The sequence below is a fragment of the Arthrobacter sp. SD1074B genome, assembly GCF_056780195.1.
This window is the reverse complement of record NZ_JBRAZT010000001.1, coordinates 661,259-688,135: the sequence shown is the minus strand read 5'-3', so window position 1 is coordinate 688,135 and position 26,877 is coordinate 661,259. Positions and strand designations below refer to the sequence as shown.

The 26,877-nt window shown below is 65.1% G+C and carries 20 protein-coding genes, 1 tRNA gene and 2 riboswitches; of the genes, 8 read left to right on the top strand and 13 right to left on the bottom strand.

Going from position 1 to position 26,877, the window contains the following annotated elements; all coding sequences use genetic code 11:
- Positions 1-12: 12 nt before the first annotated feature.
- Genes rbsD through ACUYM2_RS03340 form a run of 6 tightly spaced genes read right to left on the bottom strand, consistent with a single transcriptional unit; the run spans position 13 to position 5,907 of the window.
- Positions 13-396, bottom strand: a complete 384-nt coding sequence (gene rbsD, locus ACUYM2_RS03365; protein WP_481598787.1) for a D-ribose pyranase — start codon at positions 394-396, stop codon at positions 13-15.
- Entirely contained in the window at positions 393-1,322 is a 930-nt protein-coding gene (locus ACUYM2_RS03360) for a ribokinase (RefSeq protein ID WP_481601392.1), read from the bottom strand. Before ACUYM2_RS03360 ends, rbsD begins: the two co-directional genes overlap by 4 nt.
- On the bottom strand, positions 1,322-2,266 hold the full coding sequence (locus ACUYM2_RS03355) for a substrate-binding domain-containing protein (protein WP_481598786.1): 945 nt from the start codon (positions 2,264-2,266) through the stop codon (positions 1,322-1,324). The genes ACUYM2_RS03360 and ACUYM2_RS03355 overlap by 1 nt, the downstream gene beginning before the upstream one ends.
- A 35-nt stretch (positions 2,267-2,301) precedes the next feature.
- Positions 2,302-3,273 (bottom strand): ABC transporter permease, encoded by a 972-nt coding sequence (locus ACUYM2_RS03350; RefSeq protein WP_481598785.1) that lies wholly within the window; start codon positions 3,271-3,273, stop codon positions 2,302-2,304.
- A 35-nt stretch (positions 3,274-3,308) separates the two neighbouring features.
- Positions 3,309-4,877 carry a sugar ABC transporter ATP-binding protein gene (locus ACUYM2_RS03345; RefSeq protein WP_481598784.1) on the bottom strand — a complete coding sequence of 523 codons (1,569 nt, stop codon included), beginning with the start codon at positions 4,875-4,877 and terminating at the stop codon, positions 3,309-3,311.
- Between the two features lie 19 nt (positions 4,878-4,896).
- Positions 4,897-5,907 (bottom strand): LacI family DNA-binding transcriptional regulator, encoded by a 1,011-nt coding sequence (locus tag ACUYM2_RS03340; protein WP_481598783.1) that lies wholly within the window; start codon positions 5,905-5,907, stop codon positions 4,897-4,899.
- A gap of 507 nt (positions 5,908-6,414) precedes the next feature.
- Between ACUYM2_RS03340 and ACUYM2_RS03335 the strand changes: the two genes are divergently transcribed.
- The 3 genes from ACUYM2_RS03335 to ACUYM2_RS03325 all read left to right on the top strand — a co-directional run bounded on the left by ACUYM2_RS03335 (position 6,415) and on the right by ACUYM2_RS03325 (position 11,882).
- Positions 6,415-7,833, top strand: coding sequence for a diguanylate cyclase domain-containing protein (locus ACUYM2_RS03335; protein WP_481598782.1), 1,419 nt, complete (start codon positions 6,415-6,417; stop codon positions 7,831-7,833).
- A gap of 202 nt (positions 7,834-8,035) precedes the next feature.
- Positions 8,036-8,110: riboswitch (cyclic di-GMP riboswitch) on the top strand.
- A 141-nt stretch (positions 8,111-8,251) separates the two neighbouring features.
- Positions 8,252-11,074 (top strand): putative bifunctional diguanylate cyclase/phosphodiesterase, encoded by a 2,823-nt coding sequence (locus ACUYM2_RS03330; protein WP_481598781.1) that lies wholly within the window; start codon positions 8,252-8,254, stop codon positions 11,072-11,074.
- 73 nt (positions 11,075-11,147) lie between these two features.
- Positions 11,148-11,882, top strand: a complete 735-nt coding sequence (locus ACUYM2_RS03325; RefSeq protein WP_481598780.1) for a hypothetical protein — start codon at positions 11,148-11,150, stop codon at positions 11,880-11,882.
- Positions 11,883-11,965: 83 nt separating this feature from the next.
- On the opposite strand, the gene ACUYM2_RS03320 is transcribed toward ACUYM2_RS03325, so the two are convergent.
- The 4 genes from ACUYM2_RS03320 to ACUYM2_RS03305 all read right to left on the bottom strand — a co-directional run bounded on the left by ACUYM2_RS03320 (position 11,966) and on the right by ACUYM2_RS03305 (position 17,201).
- A complete protein-coding gene (locus ACUYM2_RS03320) occupies positions 11,966-14,797 on the bottom strand; it encodes a bifunctional diguanylate cyclase/phosphodiesterase (protein ID WP_481598779.1) in 2,832 nt (943 codons plus the stop codon).
- A complete protein-coding gene (locus ACUYM2_RS03315; protein WP_481598778.1) occupies positions 14,794-15,408 on the bottom strand; it encodes a biliverdin-producing heme oxygenase in 615 nt (204 codons plus the stop codon). The genes ACUYM2_RS03320 and ACUYM2_RS03315 overlap by 4 nt, the downstream gene beginning before the upstream one ends.
- Positions 15,409-15,823: 415 nt before the next feature.
- Positions 15,824-15,898: riboswitch (cyclic di-GMP riboswitch) on the bottom strand.
- A 180-nt stretch (positions 15,899-16,078) separates the two neighbouring features.
- Positions 16,079-16,152 (bottom strand) — tRNA-Thr (locus ACUYM2_RS03310).
- Positions 16,153-16,310: 158 nt separating this feature from the next.
- Positions 16,311-17,201 carry a DsbA family protein gene (locus ACUYM2_RS03305; RefSeq protein WP_481598777.1) on the bottom strand — a complete coding sequence of 297 codons (891 nt, stop codon included), beginning with the start codon at positions 17,199-17,201 and terminating at the stop codon, positions 16,311-16,313.
- A 308-nt stretch (positions 17,202-17,509) separates the two neighbouring features.
- Here ACUYM2_RS03305 and ACUYM2_RS03300 point away from each other — a divergent pair, with 308 nt between their 5' ends.
- The 3 genes from ACUYM2_RS03300 (at position 17,510) to ACUYM2_RS03290 (ending at position 20,203) form a co-directional block, all read left to right on the top strand.
- The gene (locus tag ACUYM2_RS03300; RefSeq protein ID WP_481601391.1) at positions 17,510-18,919 is read left to right on the top strand and encodes an alpha,alpha-trehalose-phosphate synthase (UDP-forming); all 1,410 of its coding nucleotides are present in this window, start codon (positions 17,510-17,512) and stop codon (positions 18,917-18,919) included.
- Positions 18,909-19,718 carry a trehalose-phosphatase gene (gene otsB, locus ACUYM2_RS03295; protein WP_481598776.1) on the top strand — a complete coding sequence of 270 codons (810 nt, stop codon included), beginning with the start codon at positions 18,909-18,911 and terminating at the stop codon, positions 19,716-19,718. Before ACUYM2_RS03300 ends, otsB begins: the two co-directional genes overlap by 11 nt.
- A gap of 80 nt (positions 19,719-19,798) precedes the next feature.
- Positions 19,799-20,203, top strand: coding sequence for a hypothetical protein (locus ACUYM2_RS03290; RefSeq protein WP_481598775.1), 405 nt, complete (start codon positions 19,799-19,801; stop codon positions 20,201-20,203).
- A 38-nt stretch (positions 20,204-20,241) separates the two neighbouring features.
- On the opposite strand, the gene ACUYM2_RS03285 is transcribed toward ACUYM2_RS03290, so the two are convergent.
- Positions 20,242-20,652: a VOC family protein gene (locus tag ACUYM2_RS03285; protein WP_481598774.1), complete on the bottom strand. Its 411-nt coding sequence runs from the start codon at positions 20,650-20,652 to the stop codon at positions 20,242-20,244.
- Positions 20,653-20,898: 246 nt separating this feature from the next.
- On the opposite strand from ACUYM2_RS03285, the gene ACUYM2_RS03280 reads away from it, so the two are divergent.
- Entirely contained in the window at positions 20,899-21,981 is a 1,083-nt protein-coding gene (locus tag ACUYM2_RS03280) for an ABC transporter ATP-binding protein (protein ID WP_346960039.1), read from the top strand.
- A 134-nt stretch (positions 21,982-22,115) separates the two neighbouring features.
- Entirely contained in the window at positions 22,116-23,528 is a 1,413-nt protein-coding gene (locus tag ACUYM2_RS03275) for a DUF4032 domain-containing protein (protein ID WP_481601390.1), read from the top strand.
- Between the two features lie 41 nt (positions 23,529-23,569).
- Here ACUYM2_RS03275 and ACUYM2_RS03270 read toward each other — a convergent pair whose 3' ends face one another.
- Both ACUYM2_RS03270 and ACUYM2_RS03265 read right to left on the bottom strand, forming a co-directional pair.
- Positions 23,570-24,940: an FAD-binding oxidoreductase gene (locus ACUYM2_RS03270; protein WP_481598773.1), complete on the bottom strand. Its 1,371-nt coding sequence runs from the start codon at positions 24,938-24,940 to the stop codon at positions 23,570-23,572.
- Between the two features lie 49 nt (positions 24,941-24,989).
- Entirely contained in the window at positions 24,990-26,876 is a 1,887-nt protein-coding gene (locus ACUYM2_RS03265; RefSeq protein ID WP_481598772.1) for a glycoside hydrolase family 13 protein, read from the bottom strand.
- Between the last annotated feature and the right edge of the window lies 1 nt (position 26,877).

Genomic DNA, 26,877 nt, shown 5'->3' with positions numbered 1-26,877 from the left:
TCCGTGTGTTACTTAGAACGGAACCCCGCAGGTGAGCAGGGCGTTGGCGTACGGAGTCGCCTCGCCTGTCCGGATAAAGAGCTTCGCCGACGCGGAGAGCCGCTTTAGCTCCTCGTGGCTGACGTAGCCAACCTCGGGCAGTTGCTCAGTCACCCATGCTTCCGGGGCGGAGCCGCGGGCTTCGTGCGCTACGACGGCGGCCTCAAAGACGAGGTCTCCGAAGAGAGCGGCCAGCACTTGGTCGAACCTGGGGACACCAAACACAACCGCGAGGTCCACAACCGGAACACCCGCCGGCGCGGGCATTCCGCAGTCCGCAACCAGGACCAGGTCACCGTGGCCCAGTCGGCTGACGGCAGCATTTAGTTCTGCGTTGAGTATTCCGCCGCGTTTCATGGTGTCACCTCCGGGAGAACGTCCGTGGCCAGCGCATAGGAGCCCTGTGCGCCGTGGCCTTGAACAGCGAAGGCGCCGACTCGCGCCGCAAAGGCCGACGCGTCCCGGAGCGACTCTCCCGCAGCAAGGCGAGCGCTCAGCGCGCCCACAAAGGCGTCTCCCGCCCCCGTGGTGTCCAGCGCCTGTACCGTTGGGGCCGGCACGTGGAAGGTGCCGTCGCCATCGGAGCAGATGGCCCCCAGCGCGCCGCGGGTCAATACCACCGACGCGATACCTTGTGCGCGCAGCGCCATTACCAGGTCGTCATCGCTGACGGTCACCGCCGCCTCCGGATCCAGCTGCGCGAGGACGTGCGCGCCCTCATGCTCGTTGACCACCAGAGGATTGCCCGCTCGGATAATATCGGCATCCAGCTCCACGACCGGGGCGAGGTTGAGCAGGACCCGTCGCGTCGCCAGGCGCGCCGCCTCGGCTATTCCGTCCACAGGAATTTCGCCCTGCAAGACGACGACGGCGGCTTCGGCAAGCAATCGCGCGCTGGCCCGGACCGCCTCGGCGTTCACGGATCCGTTCGCACCGGGGATGACAACGATGGTGTTCTCCCCGTCATCCGACACGGTGATGACTGCCAGTCCCGTGGGGCCTTCGACGGTGAGGACCGCCTGGAGGTCCACGCCGGCCTCCCGTAGCAGAGTCGTGGCCAGTGCCGCGGTGTCGTCGGAACCCACCGCCCCGACCATGCTGACATCAGCACCCAACCGGGCGGCAGCTACCGCCTGGTTTGCGCCCTTGCCCCCGGGGAGCAGGCTGAGCCCGCGTCCCAGGAGGGTTTCACCTGGAACCGGATGGCGGTGAACCCTGACTACTTGGTCAACATTGATGGAGCCGACCACGGCGATTCTCCCGGTCGACGGGGATGACTGCATCACTTGCCGAATTCACCGACATTCTTAGAGTTCACGGCAACTACGCTGACCGGAACGGTAGCGTCGACCTTTTCACCCTTGAGGACCTTGGCGACCTGTTCGACCGCCGTCTGGCCGAGCTTCGCCGGCTGCTGGGCGATTGTAGCGACCATGGTCCCCGCCTTGATGGCCGCGAGGCCGTCCGTCGTACCGTCGAATCCGACGACCTTGACTCCCTTGCCGGCCTTGGCGCCGAGGGCCTGAATGGCACCGAGCGCCATTTCGTCGTTTTCGGCGAAGACGCCGGTGACACCGGGGTGGGCCTGGAGGAGATTGGTGGTCACGTCAAGGGCGGCTGTGCGGTCAAAGTTGGCCGTCTGACGGGCGACAATCTTGATGTTTGGGAACGCCTTCATACCCTCGGTGAACCCGGCGCCGCGATCGCGGCTGGCAGAGGTGCCGGCAACACCCTGCAGGACGATAATGGAACCCTTGTTCCCGAGCGCTGCAGCGAGCTCAGCAGCCGCCAGCTTGCCGCCAGCAACGTTGTCGCTAGCTACCAGTGAGGCAAGCTTGGCATCGTTGACGGTGCGGTCCACGGCGACAACGGGAATGTTGGCCTTGACCAGGGCCCCCACTGAGGCGGCGGCGGCGTCGGAGTCGACGGGGTTGATGATTACCGCCTTCGCGCCGCCGGTTTGGGCGGTGGCGAGCTGGTTGGCCTGGGTGGCGGAGTCGTTCTGGGCATCCACCACGTCGAGCTGGATGTTTGCGGCCTTTGCTGCGGCTTCGGCCCCGTCCCGGACCTCGACAAAGAAGGGATTGTTCAATGTGGAGAGGGACAGCACCACCTTGTCTTTGCCGGCGGCCGCGGAGTCACCGCCGCGGTTGCAGGCGGTGGCGCCGGTGAGGAGCAGCGTCGAAACGGCAGCGAAGGCCGCGGTGCGGCGAAGGGAGATCTTCATTGTTCTTTCCTTTGTTTGTGACTGGTTAGTTGTTACTAGCTGGAACGGGTCTTGCGGCGGAACACATCGACACCAACTGCCAGGGCAATGACGACGCCGATGACCACCTGTTGCCAGAATGAGGTGACGTTGAGCAGGTTGAGGCCGTTGCGGATGACGACCAGCACCAGGGCGCCAACGATGGTCCCTGAGATCCGGCCCACGCCACCGGCGAGCGAGGCACCGCCGATGACGACGGCGGCGATTGCGTCCAGTTCATAACCGGCTGCCGCCTGGGGCTGGGCGGAATCCAGCCTGCCTGCCAGGAGCAACCCGGCGAGCGCGGCAAAGATGCCGGCGAGGGCAAAGACGGTGACCGTGATGCGTTTGACCGGCAAGCCGGACAGTCGCGCGGCTTCGGCGTTGCCGCCGACGGCGTACATGGATCGGCCGATCACCGTACGGTTCAGCAGGAACGACGCGATGGCGGCCGCGACGACGAGCACGATGATGGGGGTGGGCACCGGGCCGATGCTGTTTCCGAGGAAGGACACTTCAGGAGGCGTCTTGATCGGGCGTCCATCGGAGATCACGAGGGTTAGGCCGCGGGCGACGCTGAGCATTGCCAGGGTGGCAATAAACGAGGGCAGCTTCCCGTAGGCGCTGGCCAGGCCGTTGACCGTTCCTACGACCAGGCCAGTCAGCAAGCCCACCATGAGTGCGAGGCCGCCGGGCAGCCCGGAGGAAACGAACATGTAGCCGGAGACCATAGCGCTGAGGGCTGCGACGGAGCCAACGGACAGGTCAATGCCGCCGGCGACGATGACGAACGTCATGCCGAATGCCAGGATGGCGACGGTGGAAACCTGGATGCCGATGTTAAGGAGATTCGGGCCGGTTAGGAAGTCCGGGGTGATGATGAACAGCGCGAGCGCCAGCACCAGGAGTCCCACGAGGGCGCCGTTGTTGCTCAGGAATCTGCGCAAGTCGAATCCCCTTCTGGGCGCAGCGGAAGTGGCAGTGGACATGGGCGTGTTCCTTGTCTGTAGCTGGGGTGGGTGCGTCATCGGCCCGACTCCGTGTCTCTTGCGGCCAGTGTCATGACATCGTCCTGGGTGGCTGTTGCGGCGTCGAGTTCGCCCGCGATTTCGCCATCGCGCATCACCAGGATGCGGTCGCTCATGCCCAGCACCTCGGGGAGCTCGCTGGATACCATGACGATGGCGCCGCCCGCCGCGGTGATCTGGTTCATAAGTTCGTAGATTTCCACCTTGGCGCCGACGTCGACTCCTCGGGTGGGCTCGTCGAGCAGCAGCATGGTGGACTCAGCCATGATCCAACGGCCGAAGACAGCTTTTTGTTGGTTTCCGCCGGAAAGGGATCTGACGGACTGGTCAATACTGTGCATCCGGATGCGCAGCTTAGCGGCGATGGCTTCTGCCTTTCGCCGCTGGCCGGCGAAGTCTGCCAGGCCCATGCGGGAGCTGGACTTCAGCGTCGCGTACCCGAGGTTGTCGTTGACCGAGGCGTCCAGAACCAAACCTTGGGCCTTGCGGTCTTCCGGGACGTGCCCGATGCCGGCCGCAATGGCTGCCCCGACGTCGCCCTTGGGGAGTTTCCGGCCCCGCACGCTTACCGTTCCGGCGTCGTGGCGGTCAACGCCGGCGATGGCACGTATGACTTCGGTGCGTCCAGCCCCGACGAGCCCGGCGATGCCCAGAATCTCGCCGGGCCTGACCGAGAAGGAGATGTTGTTGAAGCGCCCTTTTGTGGTTAGGCCCCGGACCGTCAGGATGTCCGATGCGGGGCTTCCAGCCGGTTCCGGTAGCGCCATAGCCGCCAAGGTGTTGCTGCGGGGGAACTGATCCTCGATACTGCGGCCGACCATGAGCCGGACAAGTTCGGCCTCGGGAGTGGCAGCAGGAACTTCGGCGATAAACTCACCGTCTCGGAGCACACAGACTGTATCGCCAATTTCGGCGATCTCCTCCAGATGATGGCTGATGAACAGCATGCCAACCCGGGCCGCGCGAAGCTCTTCAACCACCCGGAAAAGGTTTTCGGTTTCATGTTTGGTCAAAGCTGCGGTCGGTTCGTCCAGGATCAGCACTCTGGCGTTGATGCTCAGGGCCTTGGCGATCTCAACGAGCTGCTGCTGGGCGATGCCCAGGTCACCGACGAGCGTGTCCACGTCGACGTCCAGGCGAATGCGGTCCAGGGCGGCCTTGGCCTGGCGGCGGAGCTCGCGCCTATCCACCACGCCGTATCTCTTCGGTGTGCGGCCGAGCATGATATTTTCGGCAACGCTCATGCTCGCCACCAGGTTGAGTTCCTGGTGGATTGTGGCGATACCGTAGGCTTCGGCGGTCCGTGTGTTGGGCAGGGAGACTGCCTTCCCGCCGATCAGGATCTCGCCCTGATCGGGCTGGTACACGCCGGCCAAGATCTTGATCAGGGTGGATTTGCCAGCCCCGTTCTCGCCCAGGAGCACCTGAACCTGGCCAGGATAGACGTGGACCGTAACGTCCTTGATAACGGATACCGGGCCGAAGGACTTGCTGATGTTCTTGAGGCTGACAAGGGGCTCTTCGGAATGCAGGGCAGCATCATCATGATTTTGGCGGTCAGTCATGGGGCGGTTCCTCTGGTGTTCAGCGGGTCGTAGGGCGGCGAGCAGATGATTCACGGACAATGAGCGCGCTCGGAAGGACGACGGACTCTGGCTGGCCGCCGCCGATCACGGCAACCAGCAGATCGACGGCGGTTCGTCCCATGTCCTCCACGCTGTGGGAAATGACGCTCAACGGCGGGGTCAGCAGGGCGAACCAGTCGATGTTGTCAAAGGCCACCATGGCGAGGTCCTCACCGATGTGGCGGCCAAGTCCATGGATCTTGCTGACCGCGCCGACGGCCATAGGGCTGTCCGCGGCCAAGATCGCTGTGGGCGGCTGGTCGAGACTGAGAAGCTGCTCGATTCCGGCTGCACCGCTGGCAGACTGGAAGTCGCCAAAAACGGTCAGCTCGGGGTCCAGATCAAGACCTGCTTCGCCCATTGCGTCCACAAATGCGCGGTACCGTTCCCGCCCGGTCGAGATCGTCTGGGGCCCGGCAATGTAGCCGATCCGTCGGTGTCCTTGTTCGGCGAAGTGCCGGACGGTCTGACTGATACCTTGCCCGCTGTCCGTGGTCACGCTTGGCACGTCGATTCCCTGGACGGTGCGGTCGACAAAGACGGTGGGAATTCCACGGTCCAACAAGGACCTGATGGACCCGCCGCCGTCGCTCTGCGGTGCCACAATCACACCGTCTACCCGTTGGTCTATCAGGGTGTCCAGGAAGCGGTTCTGCTGCTCTTCGCTCTCATTGGCGTTGCCGAGCAGGATCACATATCCCGCGGCCAGGGCTGCCTGCTCAACGGCGTGAGCCAGATCGGCGAAGAATGGGTTGCGGACATCGGAAACGAGCAAGCCCAGGACGTTGGACTTCGACGAGCGGAGGCTGCGGGCTTGGGCGTTAGGACGAAAGCCCAGGCGTTCGGCTGCCGCACTGACCTTCGCCCGGGCGTCGCTGGACGTCGCGGAATGGCCCGACAGGACCCTGGACGCCGTGGCCTTGGAAACGCCGGCGAGGGCGGCGACATCCTTGATCGTCACACTGGTCATCTCCGCTAACACTCCATCGTGATTTAGGGCAGGTAGTTCATGGAATCGATTCCATGGAATCGTTCCCAGGAGTCTAGGGCGAGATGACGGGCGTGTCAAGCGTCACTAAAGCGGTCTCGCGTCCGGCCGGGGGCGTGGCCGGCCATGGCGACGGATGCTGGCGGCGCGATGAGGCGAGAGGTTTCGGCCGCGCGAGGCGGTCGGCCACAGCCTGAGCCGGCGCTGGCCAAGCCGCCTCGTCACCGGGATTCAGTACGTCCGCCGATACCTTCCTACCCTGGACTACGCAATAGCCAGCGCAACATGCGCTCCTGCATGGGGTCCAGTCAACTTATAATCGCGTACGGTCATTGTGACCAAGACATCATCGGCCCGTGACCCGAACGAAGGAGCAGTCGTGATCCGGCAGTGGCTAACCACGTGAGGATGAATATCCCGAAAGGATCGCAGCTCCCAGACGGTGCGAAAGCCTTTCGGCATCGGAGTATCGTCTCGTTCTGCTTGTTCATGTCAGCGGCCGTCACCATGTTTGCGCTTCTGCTCGGCGAACCGCTTGCCCATGCCATCGGCGAAGGCGTCGTACCGGCCATTATTGCGGCCGCGGCCTGGGTGTCTCCGCTCCCGTATCGGGCACGTTCCGTCATGGCAGCCGTGGGCTTGATGCTCATTGCGGCCGAAGCTGTCCACGTCTCCGGAACTGTCGAAGCCCACTTCCTCTTCTTCATCATGGTCCCCGTCGTGGCGTTATACGAAGACTGGGCGCCCGTCGCCGCGGCCGTCGGAACAGTCCTCATCCACCACACCGTCCTGGGCATCCTCGCTCCCCAGGCTCTCTTCGGACACTCAATGACAGCGGATCAGGCCGCGGGCTGGGTCGTCGTGCACGTGGTCTTGTTCCTCGCGAGCTGCATCACCAGCGTGATGCACTGGAGTATTCACGAACGCGCCAGGGTGGAGGAGCGCATTCTTCTAGACCGCCTCGCCGCACTAGCCCAACATGATTCCCTGACGGGCCTGGCGAACCGATCGTTGCTACAGGAACGGTTAGAGGCCGCCGTGGGCGCAGAAATGTCCACGCTCGTGATCGCTGTCGACATCGATGGATTCAAGCCCGTCAATGACTCCCACGGCCACGCAACTGGCGATGCCTTGCTAGTCGAAATAGCCCGGAGGCTCGAGACCTGCATCAGAGACGGGGACACCGCGGCCAGGACGGGCGGCGACGAGTTCACGCTCGTTCTCCCCGGTTCAGCACCGGCAAGGGGACCAAAGATTGCTCAGCGGATCCTCGATGCATTCGCTGTGCCCTTCGTGGTGGGCGGCAGCCGCCTTAACGTAAGCGCCAGCATCGGGATCGCGGTTGGACCGCTGCGCACTGATGCCCGTGTGCTCTTGGAACAAGCGGACGCGGCCATGTACTCGGCCAAACTCAGCGGCCGCGCAACGTTCGCTTCCTACGGGGAGGCGCCTGTTAGTGCAGCGGACCGCACGATGATCGTCGACGCAGGACATGCCCGGTATTGGGCGGCATTCACCCGGGAATTGCGCCACCAGATATCCAACGCCAAAGACTCGGGCACGCTGCCGCCGCAGACCCGCGGCCCGGAATCAGCCAGGCGGACCCTCGAATCCTTGCTGGCCGCCATCGACATGCTTCCTCAGCAGCCGGACCTCGTACCGCTGCCCCTGCCTGACGGCACCGCCCTGGCAGAGTTCGTCTTCCATCACGACCTCGTGCAGGAATGGGCAAAGATGCTGAATGCAAGCCATGTTCTCGACGTGGACTGGTCCGACGGCGCAGCGGAATTCTGGAATCACCTCAAGCAGGCCGTGATATCCGGAGACAACGGCAGCCCTGCCTCCTTGGCGAAAGGTCCCGACCTTCACGGCCCCAAGGACGCCCTCGCCGCCCCGGACCGCGCATAGCTGGACCAGGCGCCGTTCCGTTCCTTGGTGTCGTCGCTGCGAACCTAACGTCAGCAGTCGACGGCACCTTTAGGGGGGGAACCGATCTTCGCCCGAAGCGGTGAGTCTCCCGGCTGATTGAAATGATGATCTGGCTTCCGCGTCGCTAACGCATCTGCCCGTCAGTTTTGTTGTTAGGATGTCGCTCGATTGAGCAGCCGCTCGTCGATAAGGGCAAACTCGGTGCGAGCCGGGGACGCAAAGCCACGGGGCCCCAGGGGTCAGCCGGGCTACCGATTAGCAAAGGTCTCTCCTATGCATCCGATTGTTCCAGCTGCGCCCTGCCACTCCCCAGGCCGAGCTGAAGTTGTGTTCCGTGCCTAAGAATTCCCGTGTGGTTCCCGGTACGTCAACGGTGACGACCCGAGTCCTGCTGCGCGTGGTCGCGGAGCAGGCTGGACCGGAAGGGGTTTCCCGCGTTCTGGAACGTGCAGGCGCCGTGCATCGACGGGAGGAACTGCAAAGCACCGGGGGCAGGATTTCCTATCCGGACAAACTTCGGCTTTTCGAGGCCGCCGCGGCCGAGCTTGACGATCCCAGAATCGGGCTGCGACTGGGGCCGGCCTCCCTGCTTGACTCGGAACTGGAGCCGTGGCGGAAACTCTGGGCAGCGGGTTCCCCCGCCGCGGCCTTCCGCGGGATCTCGCGGATCGCTACGCGCTACGACTCTGCCATTGTTTACAGGTGCGATCAGGCCGAGGAAGGATCCGCCGCAGTGGCGCGGAAGGTACTCGCCCCGTATCAGCCCAATCGCATTGACTGCGACTACGCCCTGGGCTTCTTGGCCCAGGTTCCCGCCTCCTTCGGTCTTCCCCAGGCACGGGTGGACCACGGGGACATTTGCCAGCTCAATGGTGCCCCCGAATGCATGTACAACGTGGCATGGAACATACCGCCGCGACAGCACCTGGCCCGGACGCTAAGGAAACTCAAACCGGCTGATCCGCCAACGAATAGAACTTCAACAGCCGAGCACCGACTCCGCCTCCTGGAGGCTGCCGCATCGGACCTCGTCAGCAACTCGCCGCTGGACGAGGTGCTCGATCGGATCCTTACCCGCGCAGACAGCGCCGTCCACGCCCCCGGTCACCTTCTCGCCGTCCGGGCCCTCGCCGGGGACCGTCATGTGCGGGTCCGCGGCATCGGGAAAGTCCTGGAGGCCGCCCTCGACGAAACCGAAATGGTACTTTCCATTGACGCCGCCGCCCTTGCGGACCTGCCGGTACTGAGCGTACCCGTGGCTTCCGAGTCGCACTTTTATGGCGTCATGGCAGCCGTGGCGCATCCGGGTCAGGAATTCTTCCCCGAAGACACAGATGCCCTGGCCTCATACGCACGACACGCGGCCGTCAGTCTCGACATCGCGGGAATCATCCAGGAGGCCCGGGAACACGGAGAAACAGCGCAGCTGCTCCTGGATGTCTCCCGGTCGCTTTCGAAACACTCCACAGAGAAAGACCTCGCCACTTCAATTGCCGACGCGGTGCCCTCCCTCTCGGACGCCGACCGGTCTGCTATTGCCCTATGGGACACGGAGGCCGGCAAGCTCCGAATTGCCGGCATGAGCGGCTGGCACGGCGCGCAGGCGGAGCAGTTGGCCGCCTATATGACCACCGAGCAGGAAAGTCCCGAGCTAGCACAGCTCCTCGCTACCGGTACAGCGATCCTGGTAGACCGCAATGGTTCGGACTGGGCGCGCGGCATGCTGGCTGACTTTGCTATTTCGGCCCTCGCGGCCATACCGATCATGGCCGGGAACCAAGTATCCGGCATCGTGCTGGCGCACTGGGCGGACGAGCCGGCGCCAGACACACTGGCGGGGACCCTCATCGAGCGGCTTTCAGGCCTCGCCGCCCTGGCGGCGGTCGCCCTGGAGAACATCCGACTTCTTGAGGATGCCCGGCGGCAAGCTCTCCGCGATCCGCTGACGGGACTTCCCAACAGGGCATTCTTGGAAGACCTGCTTGAAACCTCATTGGTCCAAGCATCCCGTACAGGACAAAAGGTCGGGCTTCTGTTCTGCGACATCAATCGGTTTAAACGCATCAACGACTGGCTCGGTCACGGTGCCGGTGACAGCGTTCTCCGCCATGTCGGCGCTCAGATCAAAGCTGCTCTACGAGACGGGGACACGGTCGCACGATACAGCGGGGACGAATTCGTCGTCCTCCTGCCCAACATCGACACTGCCGAGCAAGCAGACGACGTCGCCGATCAGATTCGCTCCCGGCTCGCGGAACCCCTCGACATCGATGGCAAGAAGATCTTCGTCGAAGTTGCCATAGGAACCACAGTCCGGGAAACCCTGCGCTGCGATGACTCTGACAGCCAACAAGTATTGGCGCGGCAACTCGTCGAGGAGGCCGATTTCGAAATGTACCGCGCAAAGGCACGGACCCGCGGCCACGCGCTCCCGACAGTGCATCGCAGGGACTACCTGCAACTTGAGTCGGACCTGCGCGGCGCCGCCGCCCGGGGAGAACTAAGGGTCCAGTTCCAACCCCAGATCGACCTCGCAACCAACAAAATCGTCGCTGCCGAGGCGCTCGTCCGCTGGCAACACCCGGATCTGGGGCTCGTTTCGCCGGGTGAGTTCATTCCCCTGGCCGAGGACAGCAACCTGATCGCTGAAGTGGGCGCTTTTGTTCTCGAAGAAGCCTGCACAGCAGGCGAACGCTGGCACACGGACGGCCACGGCATCGAGGTTGCCGTCAATGTGTCGGCATTCCAGCTCGGTAGCACAGGTTTCCCGGACCTTGTCCGCAAGGTGCTGCAACGAACCCGGTTCCCCGCCGGCGCACTCACCCTTGAAGTGACTGAATCGCAAGCCATGTCCGAATCCGCCGTCAGCGACGACAACCTTCGTGAGTTCCGCTCCATGGGCGTAGGTATCTCGATCGATGACTTCGGGACGGGCTTCTCATCACTGGCCCAGCTGCACAGACTGCCCGTCACCGAAGTCAAAATCGACAGATCCTTTATCACAAGGCTCGGAGAGGACGGATCGGCCGCCTTTGTCGCCGGGATCGTCGGGCTTGGACACGGCCTGGGGCTGCGCGTCATCGCCGAGGGCGTGGAGACCTCCGAGCAGATGAACGCACTGCGGGCCATGGGATGCGACCGCGCACAAGGCTTCCTGTTCAGCAAGCCGGTCGACGCTTCCGTCTTCGAAGGACAACTCCGCGCCCCCACGCGCTCGTGATTACGCGTAGCCGCCCAAGTGCCATTGGGCATCTATCGGGGCCTCCCCGGCTAACCATTGACCAGAGGAACCCATGACCAATTCCAGCAATGTCCTGTGGACGATGCTCATCGATGCTCCCCGTGCACTTCCGCTTATCCACAAAGCCGCCGCCGACGCCGGCTTCAGAGCCACAATCACCAGTGCACAGGAACCGGTTGTCGATGTACCCCGCTCTGTGATCCAGCGGCGCCGCCACGCTCGCCTGATGGGCTCCACGTCGTCCTTGGGAACAAGAACCGTCGTTACCTGGACGTCGGACAGCCCCTATCAAGAGCTTTATGCACATTTGCTCGCCATCGAGGAAAACCTCCCCCAGGGCGCCATGTATTTCCACGGTTTACAAGATGCAGCCTCTCGGGCCGGTCTCGAAGTCGATGCGAAGACTCGGCGCGACATTGTCCGCCACTTGCATCGAAATGAATTGGTTCGTGCCGCAGGTCAGGGACAACTCAACGGAAGTCCGGGTTTCGTCGTCCTCACAGATCGGCGGCTCTTGTTTGTGGCTGATCAAGCTGCTTCAGCCGAACTTGCCATGGACATGCGTGACGGGACAATCGATCGGCTCACGCTTGGCAAACGGATCTCCGGCGAGACCCTCACCATCACGTCAGGTGAAAACACAGCGGAGATATCAAAGCTGGGCCACGGGGAGGGTTACGGCATCGCCGCCAGTTTCAGGAGTGCCGCCAGAGAACGAGCACGAACAAGCCCGCCGCACGACTCCACTAGTCTTCGAGGCACCGACCACGACGTGCCCACTGGCTGAACTCCCGGTAGGGAGCCCGCCCGCCCGGGTGCGTAGCGGGCCGCGAATTCACCGCAGGAAGTCGTCGTCTCGGAGCCGACGCATCACTTCTCGCCCATCTGTGCGCCGGCGCGGAGTTGTTTCCAGGCGGCGGTGAGCGCGGGCCCGCTGCGTGGTCGTCCCAGGTGGTATCCCTGAGCCAAGTCGCAGCCCAGTTCGCGAAGCAGGTCCATTTGCTGGTCCGTCTCTACGCCTTCGGCGACGCAGGTCATTCCTAATCCCCGGGCGAGCCCGATGACAGTCTCAACGAGGGTGGCATCGGCCTTGTTCTCACCGAGCCCGGCGACGAATGATCTGTCGATCTTCAGTTGGCTTACCGGCATGTATCGCAAGTAAGCCAGGGAGGAGTAACCGGTTCCAAAATCGTCGATGGAGAGTGTGACACCGTAATCAGCAAGGGCGTCGAGCGCATTCGTGACGGCTGCTGACTCCGACATCATCGTCGATTCGGTGATTTCAATGATCAAGTCGGAAGGTCTCACCCCATGGTCAGTCACAAGCCGTTTAACCGTATCGATGAGGGCGGGAGCCAAGAGTTGGAGCGGGGAGACGTTGACGGCCATGTGGAAGCCGGGTCCTACCAGCCCCTCGTCCCTCCATTGCTTGAGTTGCCGGATGGCCTCTGTCATCACCCATTCACCGAGTTGGTTGATGAGGCCCGTTTCTTCCGCGAGGGGGATGAATTGGTCCGGGGGAACCAGCCCGTGGGCGGGCCGGTTCCACCGCACCAAGGCTTCCACTCCCATGAGTTCTCCCTCTGCGACTGCGCAGATCGGCTGGTAGTGGAGTTCAAGTTCGTCGCGGTCGATGCCTTGGCGCAGGGCGTGTTCCGAGTGCAGCCGGTTGCTGGCCTGGTCGCGCAACTGGTCTGTGAACCATGAGCTCCGGTTTCGACCCTCGTTCTTGGACAGGTACATGGCGCTGTCGGCTTCGCGGAGCAGATCCGCAGGGCGGTGATGTTCCTGCGCTGCCGTGATCCCCACGGACACTGTTATGCGCAGCTCAAAGCCGTCTATGCGTACCGGTTCCCGAAACGCCTCTACGATGCGCCCCGCAATGCTTTCGGCGGTGCCGGCGTCGGTATTTTCGCAGAGGACCAGGAACTCATCCCCGCCGAAGCGGCAGATGGTGTCGCTGCCCCGGGTTGAACGGGAGATGCGTTCCGCGGCTTCTATGATCAGGGCGTCACCAACCTCGTGTCCGAACGAGTCGTTGACTAGCTTGAAGCGGTCGAGGTCGATGAAGAGGACAGACGCCGGGACACCGTGGGCGCGCCGTTCCAGCGCACGTCCAAGACGCTCGGTGAGCAGGCGCCGGTTGGGCAGCCCGGTCAGTGCGTCGTGCAGACCCTGATGAGCGAGCCTCGCCTGCACCCGGCGCAGCAGGACCGTGTCGATGTCACGGCGCAATTCCCTTGCCTCTGCGACCGCCACCGCATCCCAGGGTTCCGCCTGCCCAGCCACTGATTGGGACCACGTCCGGAATGAATTCCGGGGTGACAACGGCGTATCCCGATTTGCGAGTGACTGCTCGCCGAGCCACTTCACGGACTTCAGGACCTCGTCACGGAACCAGACGAGGTAGTCGCCTCCAGAACCCAGATCCAGGAGGACGAGCCCCTCGGCTCCAGGCACGAATGCGGCCAAGTCGGGCCGATCGGTGCTGAGCGATTCGGTGACTAGCTCCCGGTCCTGGGCAGTGCTGCGCCAGAGGCTGACCATCGCCTCGACATTCTCCTCCGGCGGCGTCTGACCGGCTGATGCCTGCATCCCGTCTATACGGGCCGTTGCCCCGTCGGCCGCCAGAAGATCGAGGACGTTGGCTTCGCCGCTGACGAGTGCCACCGCAACATTATCCGCGGCAACCATCTGTTGGATGAGGCTGCTGCGCAGACGCTGTTTCTTCAATTGGTCCGAAAGCCGACGCTTATCGGTTACGGTGCTGATCTGAAACGTCAGCCGCTGAGCCAGGATCTCGCATACACGCCGCCCGATGTACGGCAGATAGAGAGGTTCCCGATGCGAACAGGTGATCATTCCGATGAGCTTGCCCTCATGAACCAAGGACAGGGACATCGACGCGCCCTGGCCCATGTTCCGCATGAACTGCAGATGGTGCGGCGAGACGCTCCGCAGTTCGGCCAGGGACAGATCCGTGGGGCGTCCCGTCCTGGGATTCAAATCCGGGACCAAGGCAGCACCTTGGTAATCACTGGTGGCAATGACCCGGGAGAGCTTCCGGAGGTACAGCCGGCGCGCCTGGACGGGAATGTCCGACGCAGGGAAGTGCAGACCGAGGTAGGGCGTGATGCCCTCGGTATGCTCCTCGGCTACGACTTCACCGTGGCCGTCCGGGTGGAAGTGGTAGACCATGACGTGGTCATAGCCGGTGAGCAGGCGGATCTCTCGGGCGGCAGCGGCCCGAACATCGCTCACCGACAAGGCCGTGGAAAGCCTCTTCACCGCCGGGTGCAGCAGCGCGAGCAGATCCGCCTCGCCCCGTCCTCGGACCGGCTCGAACTCTGCGACGACCAGTCCGTCCACCTCATGCAAAATTACGTCAAAGGCCCGCCCGGCAATAGTGAGTGATGTGGGATTCGGAGCATCATCAACCCCGGCCGCGATCACCGCTCGCAGCTTCGATACCGCTTCGGACCCGGTGAGGACCTCCAGCGGCCGACCAAGAAGCGACGCAGCATCCTGGCCAAGTACCGCTCCAGTGTTCGCGCTGATCTGAATGATTTCCGTCGAAACCGGATCGATGACCAGCAGGGCGCCATGAGGCTGGATAGCGCCGGGCGCATGGATAGGTTCGCGAGCGCACGCCTCAAGGCGTTCCAGTTCGTCCGCTGTCAGCAATTCCTGGGCGCGCGTCACTGGATTTCGGTCCTGACCCGGCCAGCAAGGTGCCTGCCGAACGCCAGGAACGTTCCCTGCGCTCCGAATAACACATCCTCGGCGCTTCCGGCGGATACATCCACCCTGGGAAGGGCCGCTACGACGGAACGCCACGGGTGCGGGTGCAGCCTTTCATCACTGTCAAAGAAACCAGTGGGAACGTCGCCGAGGGAAGCCCGGAAAGCCGGGGCGAGGACGCGGCCTCCCAAAGAGGAGCCTTCGACGACATAGAGGCACCCGAGAGCCTGGGCAACATTGCTCAGGCCGGGAAGCCACACCGTGGCCTTCTCAGGTACGGCTCCCAGGGACTTCAGATCCGCGGACAGCAGATGAGCCCGCCTGTGTGCCGGCAAAGCGATGCCGATCTCGGACCACTCCGCGGCCCAGGCGCGATTGGCGAGCCTCTCCTCAGCGGCGGAGTGGAAACTATGCAGCCGCTGCAACAGTTCAATGTAGTCTTCCCTGGTGGAAATGGATCCGGGAAGATCCGTCATTTCCTCTACCTGGCGATGCAACCCGGCGGTTTCCCTCCGAAGCCGCTCCCGTAGTTCTTCGGCACGGCCAGGCTCTGGCCGTGTTCTGGAGGTCAAGTTCTTCAAATAGTCCCTAGCTCGTTAGGTTGAACTGTCGTGAGCGCACCGGGCGATGCTTGCGTGGTGGCCGCTTCGATGAACCCTCGCGGGCATCCGGGGGCAGACAGCGCGCCGGCGCCGTGCGTTTTGCAGGAGTGCGCGTTTCGACCGGTGGACGGCTGAACCAGAGACATCGAGGATGCATCTTGGTCGCCGACTGACGGGTACGCGCTTTCCCTGATTCATCCTGCTGCCCATTCAGCCTTATGGGATGGGTACAGGCTACGGAACGGCGTTATGGACGCCGCCGGTCGGGGACGGGATTTGCGGCCTGAGGCCGCTAATCGGAATATCCGGAAGATGCTCTCCGGAGCTTTATCGCTTTGACTTTCGCGGTCGAAATAAGTGCGTGCATCTCAGGAGACCTTTGCTGGTTGGCGGCCCGGCTGACCGCTTGGGCCCCGTGGCTTTGCGTCCCCGGGTTGCCCCGGGTTTGCCTTTTTCTCCTTCGACCTCCGTCGACGGAATACTGACCACAACGTAACACAAGCCGACGGACGCTCCCGACATTGAGGTTCTCGCTCGCCGACGCGCCGCAACCCAGCGTCCTGCCTGCAGGAACACATCTGGGGACGGGATGGACATACTCATCCGCTCGGTGAAAGTGATGTGCCAGTGGGGTTCGTTGGGCCCCCTGTCGGATTCGAACCGACGACCCCCGCTTTACAAGAGCGGTGCTCTGGCCAACTGAGCTAAGGAGGCAATCCGCCGTCGTCGTCTGCCCGCAATGGGCCGGACGCTAACTGCTAGATAAGGGTAGCCCACGGAGGCGTGCCGGTAAAAAATGCCGGCACGTGGCCGGCAAAGAAAGAGCCCGGCCCCGGACGGATCCGGGGCCGGGCTGCTGCTTCGTGCGGTGGCTACTTCTTGGCGTCGACCGCGGCCTGCAGGAACTGCTCGAACGGGGTCTGGGCGCTGGCGCCCTTGCCCCACTGCTTGCCATCGACGAAGACCGTCGGCGTCCCGGTCACACCGATGGCCGCCGCCTCCTGGGTGGTGTACTTCACGTACGGGCGGTAGGTCTTGTCGTCGACGCACTTGTCGATGCTCTTGGCCCCGACGTCGGTCGCCATCTTCTTCAGCTCGGCATCGGAGAGGCCCGCGCCGCCTTCTGCCGGCTGCTTCGCGAAGAGTTCGTCAACGAAAGCGGAGTACTTCTCGGGGGATTCGTTCACGACGCAGGCCGCGGCGTTGGCCGCGCGCGAGGAGTAGTTGGTGCTGGAGCGGCTGTCCAGGAAGCCGAGCGGACGGTACTCGACCGTAATCTTGCCCTCGTTGCGCAGCTTGGTGAGGGTCTCGTTGTACTGGGCCTCGAAGTTCTTGCAGACGGGGCAGATGAAGTCGATGTAGAGGACTACCTTGACCGGCTTGCCGGCGACGGCCTCGGCCCCGGGCGCCTTGATCTCAGCGGGCGGGGTGGCGGCCGGCGATGGCAGGTCTGCGACGTTCACGGTGGCCGGGTCCGTTTTCGCCACCTCGGTGTTGGCCAGCAAGGTGACGCCGCCGTGGATGTTGCCGTTCGCCGGGGTCGGGCCGGAATCGGCCACCGGGGCGTTGTTCTTGATGTTAGAGGTGACCACCAGGGCCACAATCACGACGATGGCGACGACGGCCGCTACGATGCCCCAGCCGATGAGCAGCTTGTTGCGCTTGTCCTTCTTCAGTTGCGCCTCGCGGATCTCACGGGCTTTCTCGCGGGCCGCAGCGGTGCGCTCCGCTTTGGACTGACGGGGTTCGTTTGCGGCGCTCATTAGTTCCTCGTGTCGATCGGCCATGGATGGTCCACTGGGTGGCAACTTCATCATTTTAGGGGAGAAACCTGAGGAGCTTGCGCTTTCAAGTTTCCTTCCGTGTGCCCAACGGACGAATAGCACAGAAGATTCCGCCCGGCTAGGGTGTATGAGAGCCACAAGCGACCCAGGGGGCACCAATGCAAGCAACGGACCACGCCGAGCAGCGCGCGGAGCACAACACTGCGCAGACAGCCGGGAAGCAGGATGCCGTACCAGCGACGGACAAGCACCCGGACGCCGCCGAGCCGGGTGCGAGCTTCGACTTCATGGTGGTGTCCAACCGCCTGCCGGTGGACAGGTGCTCCCCGGATGAGCCCGGCTGCGAAGACGGCTGGCGCCGCTCCCCCGGTGGCCTGGTGACGGCGCTGGCGCCCATGATGACCAAGACCGACGGCGCCTGGGTGGGCTGGCACGGCGCCCCCGACGAACACCTCGAGCCGTTCAGCCACGGCGGCATCGACCTGATCCCGGTCCAGCTCAGCACCCGGGACATTGAGCTGTTCTATGAGGGCTTCTCCAACGCTACGCTCTGGCCGCTGTACCACGACGTGATCGCGCCGCCCGAGTTCCACCGCGCTTGGTGGGACTCGTACCGCAAGGTCAACAGGCGGTTCGCTGACGCCGTCGTCCGCCACGCCGCCCACGGCGCCACGGTCTGGGTGCAGGACTACCAGCTGCAGCTCGTCCCCAAAATGCTCCGCGAGGCGCGCCCGGACCTCAAGATCGGCTTCTTCAACCACATTCCCTTCCCGCCGCCGGAGATCTTCGCGCAGCTGCCGTGGCGCCACGCGATCATCGACGGCCTGCTGGGCGCGGACCTAGTCGGCTTCCAGCGCAGCAGTGACGCCGGGAACTTCATGCGCTCGGCCCGCCGCTTCCTCGGCGCCAGCGTCAAACAACAGCAGGTGCACGTCAAGGGCGCCGACGGCGAAACCACCCACATCGCCCGCGCCCAGGCCTTCCCGATCTCCATCGATGTCAAGCAGATCAGCGAACTGGCGCGCAAGCCGGAGATCATCGAGCGGGCCAAGCAGATCCGCCGGGACCTCGGCAACCCCAAGACCATCCTGCTGGGCGTGGACCGGCTGGACTACACCAAGGGTATCCGGCACCGGCTCAAGGCGTACGAGGAGCTGCTGCAGGACGGCAAGGTCACGGTGGAGGACGCTTCCCTGATCCAGGTGGCCAGCCCCAGCCGCGAGCGCGTCGAACAGTACCGGCTGCTGCGCGAGGAAGTCGAAGGCACCGTCGGGCACATCAACGGCACCTACGACACGATGCAGAACACCGCCGTCCGATACCTGCACCACAGCTACCCGATCGAGGAAATGGTGGCCCTCTACTTGGCCGCCGACGTTATGCTCGTCACCGCCCTTCGCGACGGCATGAACCTGGTCGCCAAGGAATACGTCACGGCCCGCACGAACAACGACGGCGCCCTGGTGCTCAGCGAGTTCGCCGGCGCCGCGGACCAGCTCAAGCAGGCGCTCCTGATGAACCCGCACGACATCGACGGCCTCAAGGACACCATCATGCGGGCAGTCAACATGCAGCCCACCGAGGCCGCCCGCCGGATGCGCGCCATGCGCAAGCAGATCCTCACCCACGACGTCGACCTCTGGTCCGCTGACTTCCTCAGCGCGCTGAAGGAAAAGGTGGTCCGCGATGACTCCTGATCCCCACCCCGACACCCGGCTCTCGCTCTCCCCCGAACTGCTGGCGGCCCTGCACCGCGTCGCCGGCACCGAGCACCTGCTGGTGGCGATGGACTTCGACGGCACCATGGCTCCGCTGGTGGACCACGCGGCGGACGCCCGCTCCCTGCCCCGCTCCGCCGCCGCCTTCGCCGCCCTCGCGGAACTGCCGGCGACGACGACGGCGCTCATCTCCGGCCGGGCCCTGGACAGCCTCCGGGAAGTCGCCTCGCCGCCGGAGAAGACCCTGCTGATCGGTAGCCACGGCGCGGAAATTTGGATGGGCTCCGGCTCCGCCGAACTAGTCCTGGAAGACGCACAGCGCGAACTGCTCGCCGACGTCCGGCGGATCCTGGCCGAGATCGTGGACGTCGCCCCCGGCACCCTGCTCGAGGACAAGCCAGCCGGCGTCGTCCTGCACACCCGGCTGGCCGCCGACGACGTCGCCGAGGACGCCGTGTCGGCGGCCAAGGCCGCCCTGCAGAACCGCCCGGGCGTATTCCTCAAAACGGGGAACCGCGTGCTGGAGACCGCCGTCGTCCACGCCTCCAAGGGCGAGGGTGTCTCCTTCCTCCGCCAGGCCACCGGGGCCACCGCGGTGGTCTTCGCCGGTGATGACACCACCGACGAGGATGCCCTGGGCAGCCTCCTTGCCGGCGACGTGGGCGTCAAGGTGGGGCTGGACTTTACCCAGGCCGAGTTCCGCGTGGAGGCGCCGGTTTACGTCTCCGAACTGCTGGAAGCGCTGCTGCGCGAACGGACGAAGGCTGTTAGCGGCTAGGCGGTATCCATAGCGCCCGCCCTCGCTAGACTTAAATTGCGCCGCAGAAGACGCAGATTTCGTTTGCGAAAGGGACGATCATGAGTGAGAACAGCGGCATGGAAAGCACCTCGAAGGCAGCCGGTTCCGGACCAAACCCCGGGGAAAAAGATCTGCGCGGCCGGTACGTCGAAGGCAACTTCGGTAAATCCGGCGCGCAGTCCGGCCGTCATGCGGACGACGAGGAAGGCCAGTACGTCGAGGGGGACTACGGCGCTGCAGGCACCGAGGGCGGGCTGCCCGAACCGCTGGGCGACAAGGCCCGGGAATCGGGGCGCTACGTCAGAGCCAACTACGGCGGTGCCGGTTCCGCGCCGGGCCGGACGGCGGAGGCGGAAATCGGACGGTATTCCGAGGGCAACTACGGGGCGGACGGCACCGTCGACCCCACGCGCAAGGCCCGCACCGAGAAAGACACGAAGCCTGAACCAACTGACTCCCAATAGTTGTCGTTTTCACCCGTCACAACGACAACTAGGGCGACCTAATTGGGCGGTGCGTCAGGTTCGTATCCAATCAGCCAGTGCAGCCCGTGCCGATCGATGACCTGTCCGTCCGTGGCGCCCCATGGCCTCGGCGCAAGGGGGTCCACCACCCGGCCGCCGTGGGCGAGCTTGTCGAACCACTCGTGCAGGACCACCGGTTCGGCCGTTCCCAGCAGCGAGAGCATGAGGCCTTCGCAGCGCACGGTTTTCTCATCCGCCGCTGCGTCCGCCCCCGCCAGCGCTACCGCGCCCTTGAGCTCCCCGTGCGCGATGGCGCCCGGGGGTCCGTCGCTGCGGCTGAACTGCTCATACGTGAACAAGGTAAGCTCGCCGCCGAAAACCTCCGCATAGAAGCCGAGCGCTTCGCGGGCCGTACCGGGGAAACTGACATAGATCTGCAGGGCTGTCATGCGCACAGCATACGGGCAGGAGTAAGGAAGCTCACCTGTGATATCCGTAACCTTTTCACCCTAAAACCAAAAATCTGACATACTCTGTATGTGATGTGGCGCACAACTACCGTGCGGCGTCATTGGATGCTCCTCGGCTTCGGCCGGGGAGCATGCGCATCCATCTGCGGATGCCACAACTGAATACAAAGAACCATTCACTACGGATCGTCCGGCACGTACCTGCCGGTGAAGGGATTGATAACTGTGGCTACAGTTACTTTTGATAACGCTACGCGTCTGTACCCGGGCACAGAGAAGCCCGCTGTTGACAAGCTCAACATTGAAATCGCCGACGGCGAGTTCCTGGTCCTCGTTGGACCCTCCGGCTGTGGAAAGTCCACCTCCCTGCGCATGCTCGCAGGTCTTGAAGACGTGAACTCCGGCCGGATCCTGATCGGTGACCGCGACGTCACCGACATGCCGCCCAAGGACCGCGACATCGCGATGGTGTTCCAGAATTACGCGCTGTACCCGCACATGACGGTTGCGGACAACATGGGCTTCGCGCTGAAGATCGCCGGCGTCAGCAAGGAAGAACGCGCCGAGCGCGTCCGTGAAGCCGCCAAGCTCCTGGACCTCGAGCCGTACCTGGACCGCAAGCCGAAGGCGCTCTCCGGCGGCCAGCGCCAGCGCGTCGCCATGGGCCGCGCAATCGTGCGTAATCCGCAGGTGTTCCTGATGGACGAGCCGCTGTCCAACCTCGATGCCAAGCTCCGCGTGCAGACCCGTACGCAGATCGCGTCGCTGACCCGCCGCCTCGGCGTCACCACGGTCTACGTCACCCACGACCAGGTCGAGGCCATGACCATGGGCGACCGCGTCGCCGTCCTCAAGGACGGCCTACTGATGCAGGTTGACACCCCGCGCAACCTCTACGACAAGCCGAAGAACGTCTTCGTTGCCGGCTTCATCGGCTCCCCGGCCATGAACCTGCTCGAACTTCCCGTCGTCGACGGCGGCGTCCAGTTCGGTGGCACCGTTTACCCGGTCCCGCGCGATGTCCTCGAGGTCGCTTCCGGCTCCACCGTCACCCTGGGCACCCGTCCCGAGGACCTCGAAACCGCCCCGCAGGGCGAGGGCCTCCAGGTCGAGGTCGACGTCGTCGAAGAACTCGGTGCCGACGCCTACGTCTACGGCCACACCACGCTGGACGGCAAGGACCACGACATCGTGGCCCGCGTCGACGGCCGCCGCCCTCCGATGAAGGGCGAGACCGTCTGGGTCCGCCCGCAGTCGGGCCACGTGCACCTGTTCGACACCAAGACCGGCCTGCGCCTCGGCGACTAATCCCCCTACGCACCCGCGTTGCAACCGACGGCGGTCCTCCTTTCGGGAGGGCCGCCGTCGGCCGTTAACCAGCAGATTTTAGGCGAGGCCCGCCCTCGTACGGGAGAATTGCGATTATGACCGAGGAAAACCGCATGACCGAGGACAACGGCGCCCAGTGGCACGACGAACCCACTGACTACGGGCAGATCGGCAAACTGCCTCGGTACGTGGCCGCCAGCGCCAACGACGACAAGGGCGTCTCCAGTTCGCTGAGCATCACGGCTGCCGCCACCGAACCGGAGCTGCTGGACCTGCCGTGGCACATCGCCCTGGAGGACTGGCCGGCGGAATACCTGGCGGCCCTCCCCCGCGGCATCTCCCGGCACATCGTGCGCTTTGCCCACCTCGGCGGCTCCGTGATCGCCATCAAGGAAACCTCCGAGCACATTGCCCGGCACGAGTACCACATGCTCCGCAAGCTCGCCCGGCTGGACGTTCCCTGCGTGGAGCCGGTGGCCGTCATCACCGGCCGGACCACCCCGGAGGGCCGGCCGCTGAACCCCGTGCTGGTCACCCGGCACCTGAAGTTCTCCATGCCCTATCGCGCACTGTTTTCCCAGATGCTGCGCAAGGACACCCTGACCCGGCTGATCGACGCCCAGGCCCTGCTCCTGGTCCGGCTGCACCTGATCGGCTTCTACTGGGGCGACGTCTCGCTCTCCAATACCTTGTTCCGGCGCGACGCCGGCGCCTTTGCCGCCTACCTCGTGGACGCCGAAACCGGTGAACTGTACCCGGACCTGTCCACCGGCCAGCGCGAGTACGACCTGGAGATCGCCCGGGTCAACATCGCCGGCGAACTGATGGACCTGCTCGACGGCGGACTGATCGAGGAGAAAGTGGACCCGGTCGCGACCAGCGAGCTCATCATGGATAGCTATCGGCGGCTCTGGACTGAGCTGACGGAGAAGGAGTCCTTCGAGATCGGTGAGCGCTGGCGGGTGGCCGCGCGCATCCGGCGGCTCAACGAGCTGGGCTTCGACGTGGAGGAATACGCCATTAAGACCACGCAGAACGGCTCCACGATCCAGTTGCAGCCCAAGGTGGTGGACGCCGGGCACCACCAGCGCCGGCTGCTGCGCCTGACCGGACTGGATGCGCAGGAAAACCAGGCGCGGCGGCTGCTGAACGACATGGATTCCTTCCGGGCGGACAACAACCCGGGCATGGACGAGGAATACAGCGCGCACCTGTGGGTGAGCCAGATTTTCGAGCCGATCGTCCGGTCAATCCCGCGCGACCTGTCCGGCAAGCTCGAGCCCGCGGAAGCCGTGCACGAAATCCTGGAGCACCGCTGGTACATGTCCGAGAAGGAGAACCGGCACATTCCGCTGGCGGAGGCCGTGCAGTCCTACATCGACTCCGAACTCCGGCACCGCCGCGACGAGGCCGCAATCATGCTCAATCCGGACACCGAACTGCTCAAGATCCTCGAGGTCGAGACCGAGGAGTCCCGCTACGGCAAGGACGAGGCGGTCGAGGAGTACCCGGACTCCGACGACTAACCGACCAAGGGCCCGGACGAACGGGTTCCAGCACAGGCAGGCTAAATCGCCTTGCCGGGGTTCAGGATCCCGGCCGGGTCGAAGAGTTCCTTGATCCGGCGCTGCAGCTCGCGCACCGGTTCCTTCTGCTCCAGCCCCAGCCAACGCAGCTTGTACTGGCCCACGCCGTGCTCCCCCGTGATGGTGCCGCCCATCGCGAGGGCCACGGTAACGGAGTTGTCCAGGGCGGCGCCCAGACGTTCCATGGCCGCAGCGTCCACGGCGTCGCCGGTCCGGTCCACCCAGAAGGTGGGGTGCAGGTTGCCGTCGCCGGCGTGTGCCACCACCTTGAGCCTGACCTCGTGCCTGACGGCCATCGCCTCCAGCTCCGCGACGTAGTCCACCAGCCGGGACCGCGGCACGGCGACATCCTCGCCCACCCGGTATTCGTCGTCGACTTCCACGCCCCGGCTGTTGCGGCGGAGCTCCACGAGCTGTTCGGCCTCGGCGTTGGCCTCCATGGTCACCACGGCCCCGCCGGCGGCCAGCAGCGGCCGGATCGCGGCAGCCTCCGCCGCGGCGCCGAAGCCGTCGGTCTGGATCAGCAGCAGGGAGGCGCCCCGGGAGGCCAGGTCCGAGCCATGGGCGTCGTCGAGCTGGGCGAGCGACCCGCCGTCGAGCAGTTCCATGATGGCCGGCTGCACGCGCGCCGTTCCCACCGCGAGGACACCGGCCGCGGCGCTGCGGAAGTCGGGGTAGAACGCGGCGATGGTGTGGACGTCCCGGGGCAGGTACTTCAGCCGCACCGTAATCCCGACGACGATCCCGAGGGTTCCTTCAGAGCCCACGAACAGTCCGGTGAGGTCGTAGCCGGCCACGCCCTTGAAGGTCTGGTGTCCGGTGTGGATGAGTGTGCCGTCCGCGAGGACGACGTCGAGCGCCAGCACCGAGTCGCGGGTAACCCCGTATTTCGCGCAACGCAGGCCGCCGGCGTTGGTGGCGACGTTGCCGCCGATGGTGGAGACCTTGTAGCTGGCCGGGTCCGGGGCGTACATCAGGCCGTGCACCGCCGCGGCGGCGTTGAGTTCGGCGTTGATGACGCCGGGTTCGACGACGGCGGTCTCGTCGTCCGGGTTGAGGTCCAGGATACGGTTCATCCGTTCCAGGCTGAGCACCACGCAGTTCTCGCTGGCGTGGGCGCCGCCGGAGACTCCGGTGCCCGCCCCGCGGGCCACCAGCGGGATCCGGCCGGCGGCGCAGGCCTGCACCACTGCCTGGACGTCCGCCACGGATTCGGCCAGGACCACCGCCTGCGGGAGCTGGTAGTCCAGCACCGGCGCCTGGTCCACGGCGTAGGCGGCCAGGGTAGCCCCATCCACGGCGACCTTCCCGCTGCCCAGGGCAGAAGTCAGCTCCTCAACAATGCTGCGCATGCGCTCTCCAGTTCTCCATCGAATCCGGCCGTCGGTCTTGACCTTCAGTCTAGGGTGCCGGCAGCCTGACTCCGGGCAGCACCCAGACGGCGGCGGCGGGGCCGCCGGCCCGGATCAGCGCGCCCGCCGCAGCGGGGTCCGCCGCCGCCGGGTCCGCCGAGATGCTGCCGGCGGTAAAGGCCGGCGCAAGCGCGAGCGCAGCAAGCTGCCGGGCCGAGAGCAGGCCCTCGGCGAGGACCACGTCCGCGGCGGCCCTGGCCACGACGACCAGCACGGCGTTGTCCGCAGTTTCGCGCACGAACGCCAGCGCGTCCCCCTGCGCATGCAGCCAGCGGATCCCGCCGCCGGTGAGGGCAGGCTCTTCCCGGCGCAGCGCGGTGAGCGCGGCGTAGACGCCCCGGAGGTCAGCCAGGATCCGTCCCGGCTCGGTCCAGGGCATGGGCGTGCGGGAGAACTCCCCATTGTCGCCCTTGAGCCCGAACTCATCCCCGGCGAACACCACCGGCACGCCGGGGAGGGTGAACATCAGCACCGCGCCCAGCTGCTGGCCGCCGTCGATCATGACGCTGGCGGCCCGGGCCGTGTCGTGACTGTTCAGGGCGTTCATGTTCTGCTGCCGGACCTCCCAGCTGAAGGCCGCGGCCAGGTCCTGGTGCGTGGCGAGGAAATCCTCCGCGTCCATCCGGTTGGGCCCGGGCAGCGGGGTGCCGAAAAAGTTGACGTGGCCGGCGTCGCCGGACAGCCAGGCCCAGAGCGGACGGGTGAAGTTGGAGTACGTCATGGCGCCGTGCCAGTGCTCCCCGCTGAAGTCCGGCGCGGCATCGTTGGTCGCCTCGGCCAGCAGCGCCGCATCCGGGTTGATCCCGCGGACCCGGTCCGCGATCAGCCGGGCCACCTCCTGGTTGAGGTCGGTTTCGCCGAGTCGCCCGGTCATGTTGCCGACGTCGATCCGCCAGCCGTCCAGGTTGAACGGCGGCCGGAGCCAGCGGGCCACCGGAGAGTCGTCGGCCAGGACGAACTTCTGCCGCAGGGCCGCCGAGGCCCAGTTCAGCTTGGGCAGCGAGGCCACGCCGTACCAGGCCTCGTAGGAGCTGTGGTCCTTGGTGAAGTAGTAGTAGCCGGCTTCCTCCGACCCGGGCGCTGCCAGGGCGCGCTGGAACCACTCGTGCGCATCGCCGGAATGGTTGGCGGTCAGGTCCCCCATCACCTTCAGGCCGCGCGCGTGCGCCGCTTCCACGAGCTCCACCAGGGCCTCGTCGCCGCCCAGCAGCGGGTCCACCACGGAAAACGTCGCGGCGTCGTAGCGGTGGTTGGACCGGGCGGGGAAGAACGGCGTCAGGTAGATGATGTCCGCCCCGAGCCCCTGGATGTGGTCCAGGTGCTCCGTGATGCCCGGCAGGTCGCCGCCGTAAAACTGATAAGGCGTCTCGGCGGAAGCGCCCTGCACCGGGGTGTCCCAGTCGCAGGGCACGGCCCAGTCAGGGATCGGGCGCTCCGCAGCCTTTGCCGAGCGGGCAAAACGGTCCGGGAACACCTGGTACAGGGTGCCCTGGCGCAGCCAGGGCGGAGCGGCCGGGAACGTCGTCAGCCGGAAGTCCGCGTAGTCGGAGACGTCGCGGCTGAAGAGGCCCTGCGCGTTGAGGCTCCAGTACCGGGGACCGGCTTCGATCAGGAACCGGTAGCGGGCCACCGGGTTGGTGACCGTCATGCCCGCTTCCCACCAGGCCCAGCCGTCAGCGTCGCCGAGGCTCACGCAGCCTTTGTACCGCGGTTCGCCGTCGTGCACGGAGCGCAGCCAGACCCGGCTGGCCGCACCCCACCCGGCCGGGATGCGGACCCGGAGCCGGGCTCCGGCTCCGGGACCCGCCGCCTGCACGGCGTGCAGGCCGGAGCCATCGTGGTGCGGGAGCAGCCCGGCCGCGGCAGCACCTGACATG

What these genes read in the sequence shown, in the direction of transcription:
- rbsD (WP_481598787.1), bottom strand. Translation starts at nt 396, where the DNA reads ATGAAACGCGGCGGAATACTCAACGCAGAACTAAATGCTGCCGTCAGC.
- ACUYM2_RS03360 (WP_481601392.1), bottom strand. Translation starts at nt 1,322, where the DNA reads ATGCAGTCATCCCCGTCGACCGGGAGAATCGCCGTGGTCGGCTCCATC.
- ACUYM2_RS03355 (WP_481598786.1), bottom strand. Translation starts at nt 2,266, where the DNA reads ATGAAGATCTCCCTTCGCCGCACCGCGGCCTTCGCTGCCGTTTCGACG.
- ACUYM2_RS03350 (WP_481598785.1), bottom strand. Translation starts at nt 3,273, where the DNA reads ATGTCCACTGCCACTTCCGCTGCGCCCAGAAGGGGATTCGACTTGCGC.
- ACUYM2_RS03345 (WP_481598784.1), bottom strand. Translation starts at nt 4,877, where the DNA reads ATGACTGACCGCCAAAATCATGATGATGCTGCCCTGCATTCCGAAGAG.
- ACUYM2_RS03340 (WP_481598783.1), bottom strand. Translation starts at nt 5,907, where the DNA reads ATGACCAGTGTGACGATCAAGGATGTCGCCGCCCTCGCCGGCGTTTCC.
- ACUYM2_RS03335 (WP_481598782.1), top strand. Translation starts at nt 6,415, where the DNA reads ATGTCAGCGGCCGTCACCATGTTTGCGCTTCTGCTCGGCGAACCGCTT.
- ACUYM2_RS03325 (WP_481598780.1), top strand. Translation starts at nt 11,148, where the DNA reads ATGACCAATTCCAGCAATGTCCTGTGGACGATGCTCATCGATGCTCCC.
- ACUYM2_RS03305 (WP_481598777.1), bottom strand. Translation starts at nt 17,201, where the DNA reads ATGAGCGCCGCAAACGAACCCCGTCAGTCCAAAGCGGAGCGCACCGCT.
- ACUYM2_RS03300 (WP_481601391.1), top strand. Translation starts at nt 17,510, where the DNA reads ATGGTGGTGTCCAACCGCCTGCCGGTGGACAGGTGCTCCCCGGATGAG.
- otsB (WP_481598776.1), top strand. Translation starts at nt 18,909, where the DNA reads ATGACTCCTGATCCCCACCCCGACACCCGGCTCTCGCTCTCCCCCGAA.
- ACUYM2_RS03290 (WP_481598775.1), top strand. Translation starts at nt 19,799, where the DNA reads ATGAGTGAGAACAGCGGCATGGAAAGCACCTCGAAGGCAGCCGGTTCC.
- ACUYM2_RS03285 (WP_481598774.1), bottom strand. Translation starts at nt 20,652, where the DNA reads ATGACAGCCCTGCAGATCTATGTCAGTTTCCCCGGTACGGCCCGCGAA.
- ACUYM2_RS03275 (WP_481601390.1), top strand. Translation starts at nt 22,116, where the DNA reads ATGACCGAGGACAACGGCGCCCAGTGGCACGACGAACCCACTGACTAC.
- ACUYM2_RS03270 (WP_481598773.1), bottom strand. Translation starts at nt 24,940, where the DNA reads ATGCGCAGCATTGTTGAGGAGCTGACTTCTGCCCTGGGCAGCGGGAAG.
- ACUYM2_RS03265 (WP_481598772.1), bottom strand. Translation starts at nt 26,876, where the DNA reads ATGTCAGGTGCTGCCGCGGCCGGGCTGCTCCCGCACCACGATGGCTCC.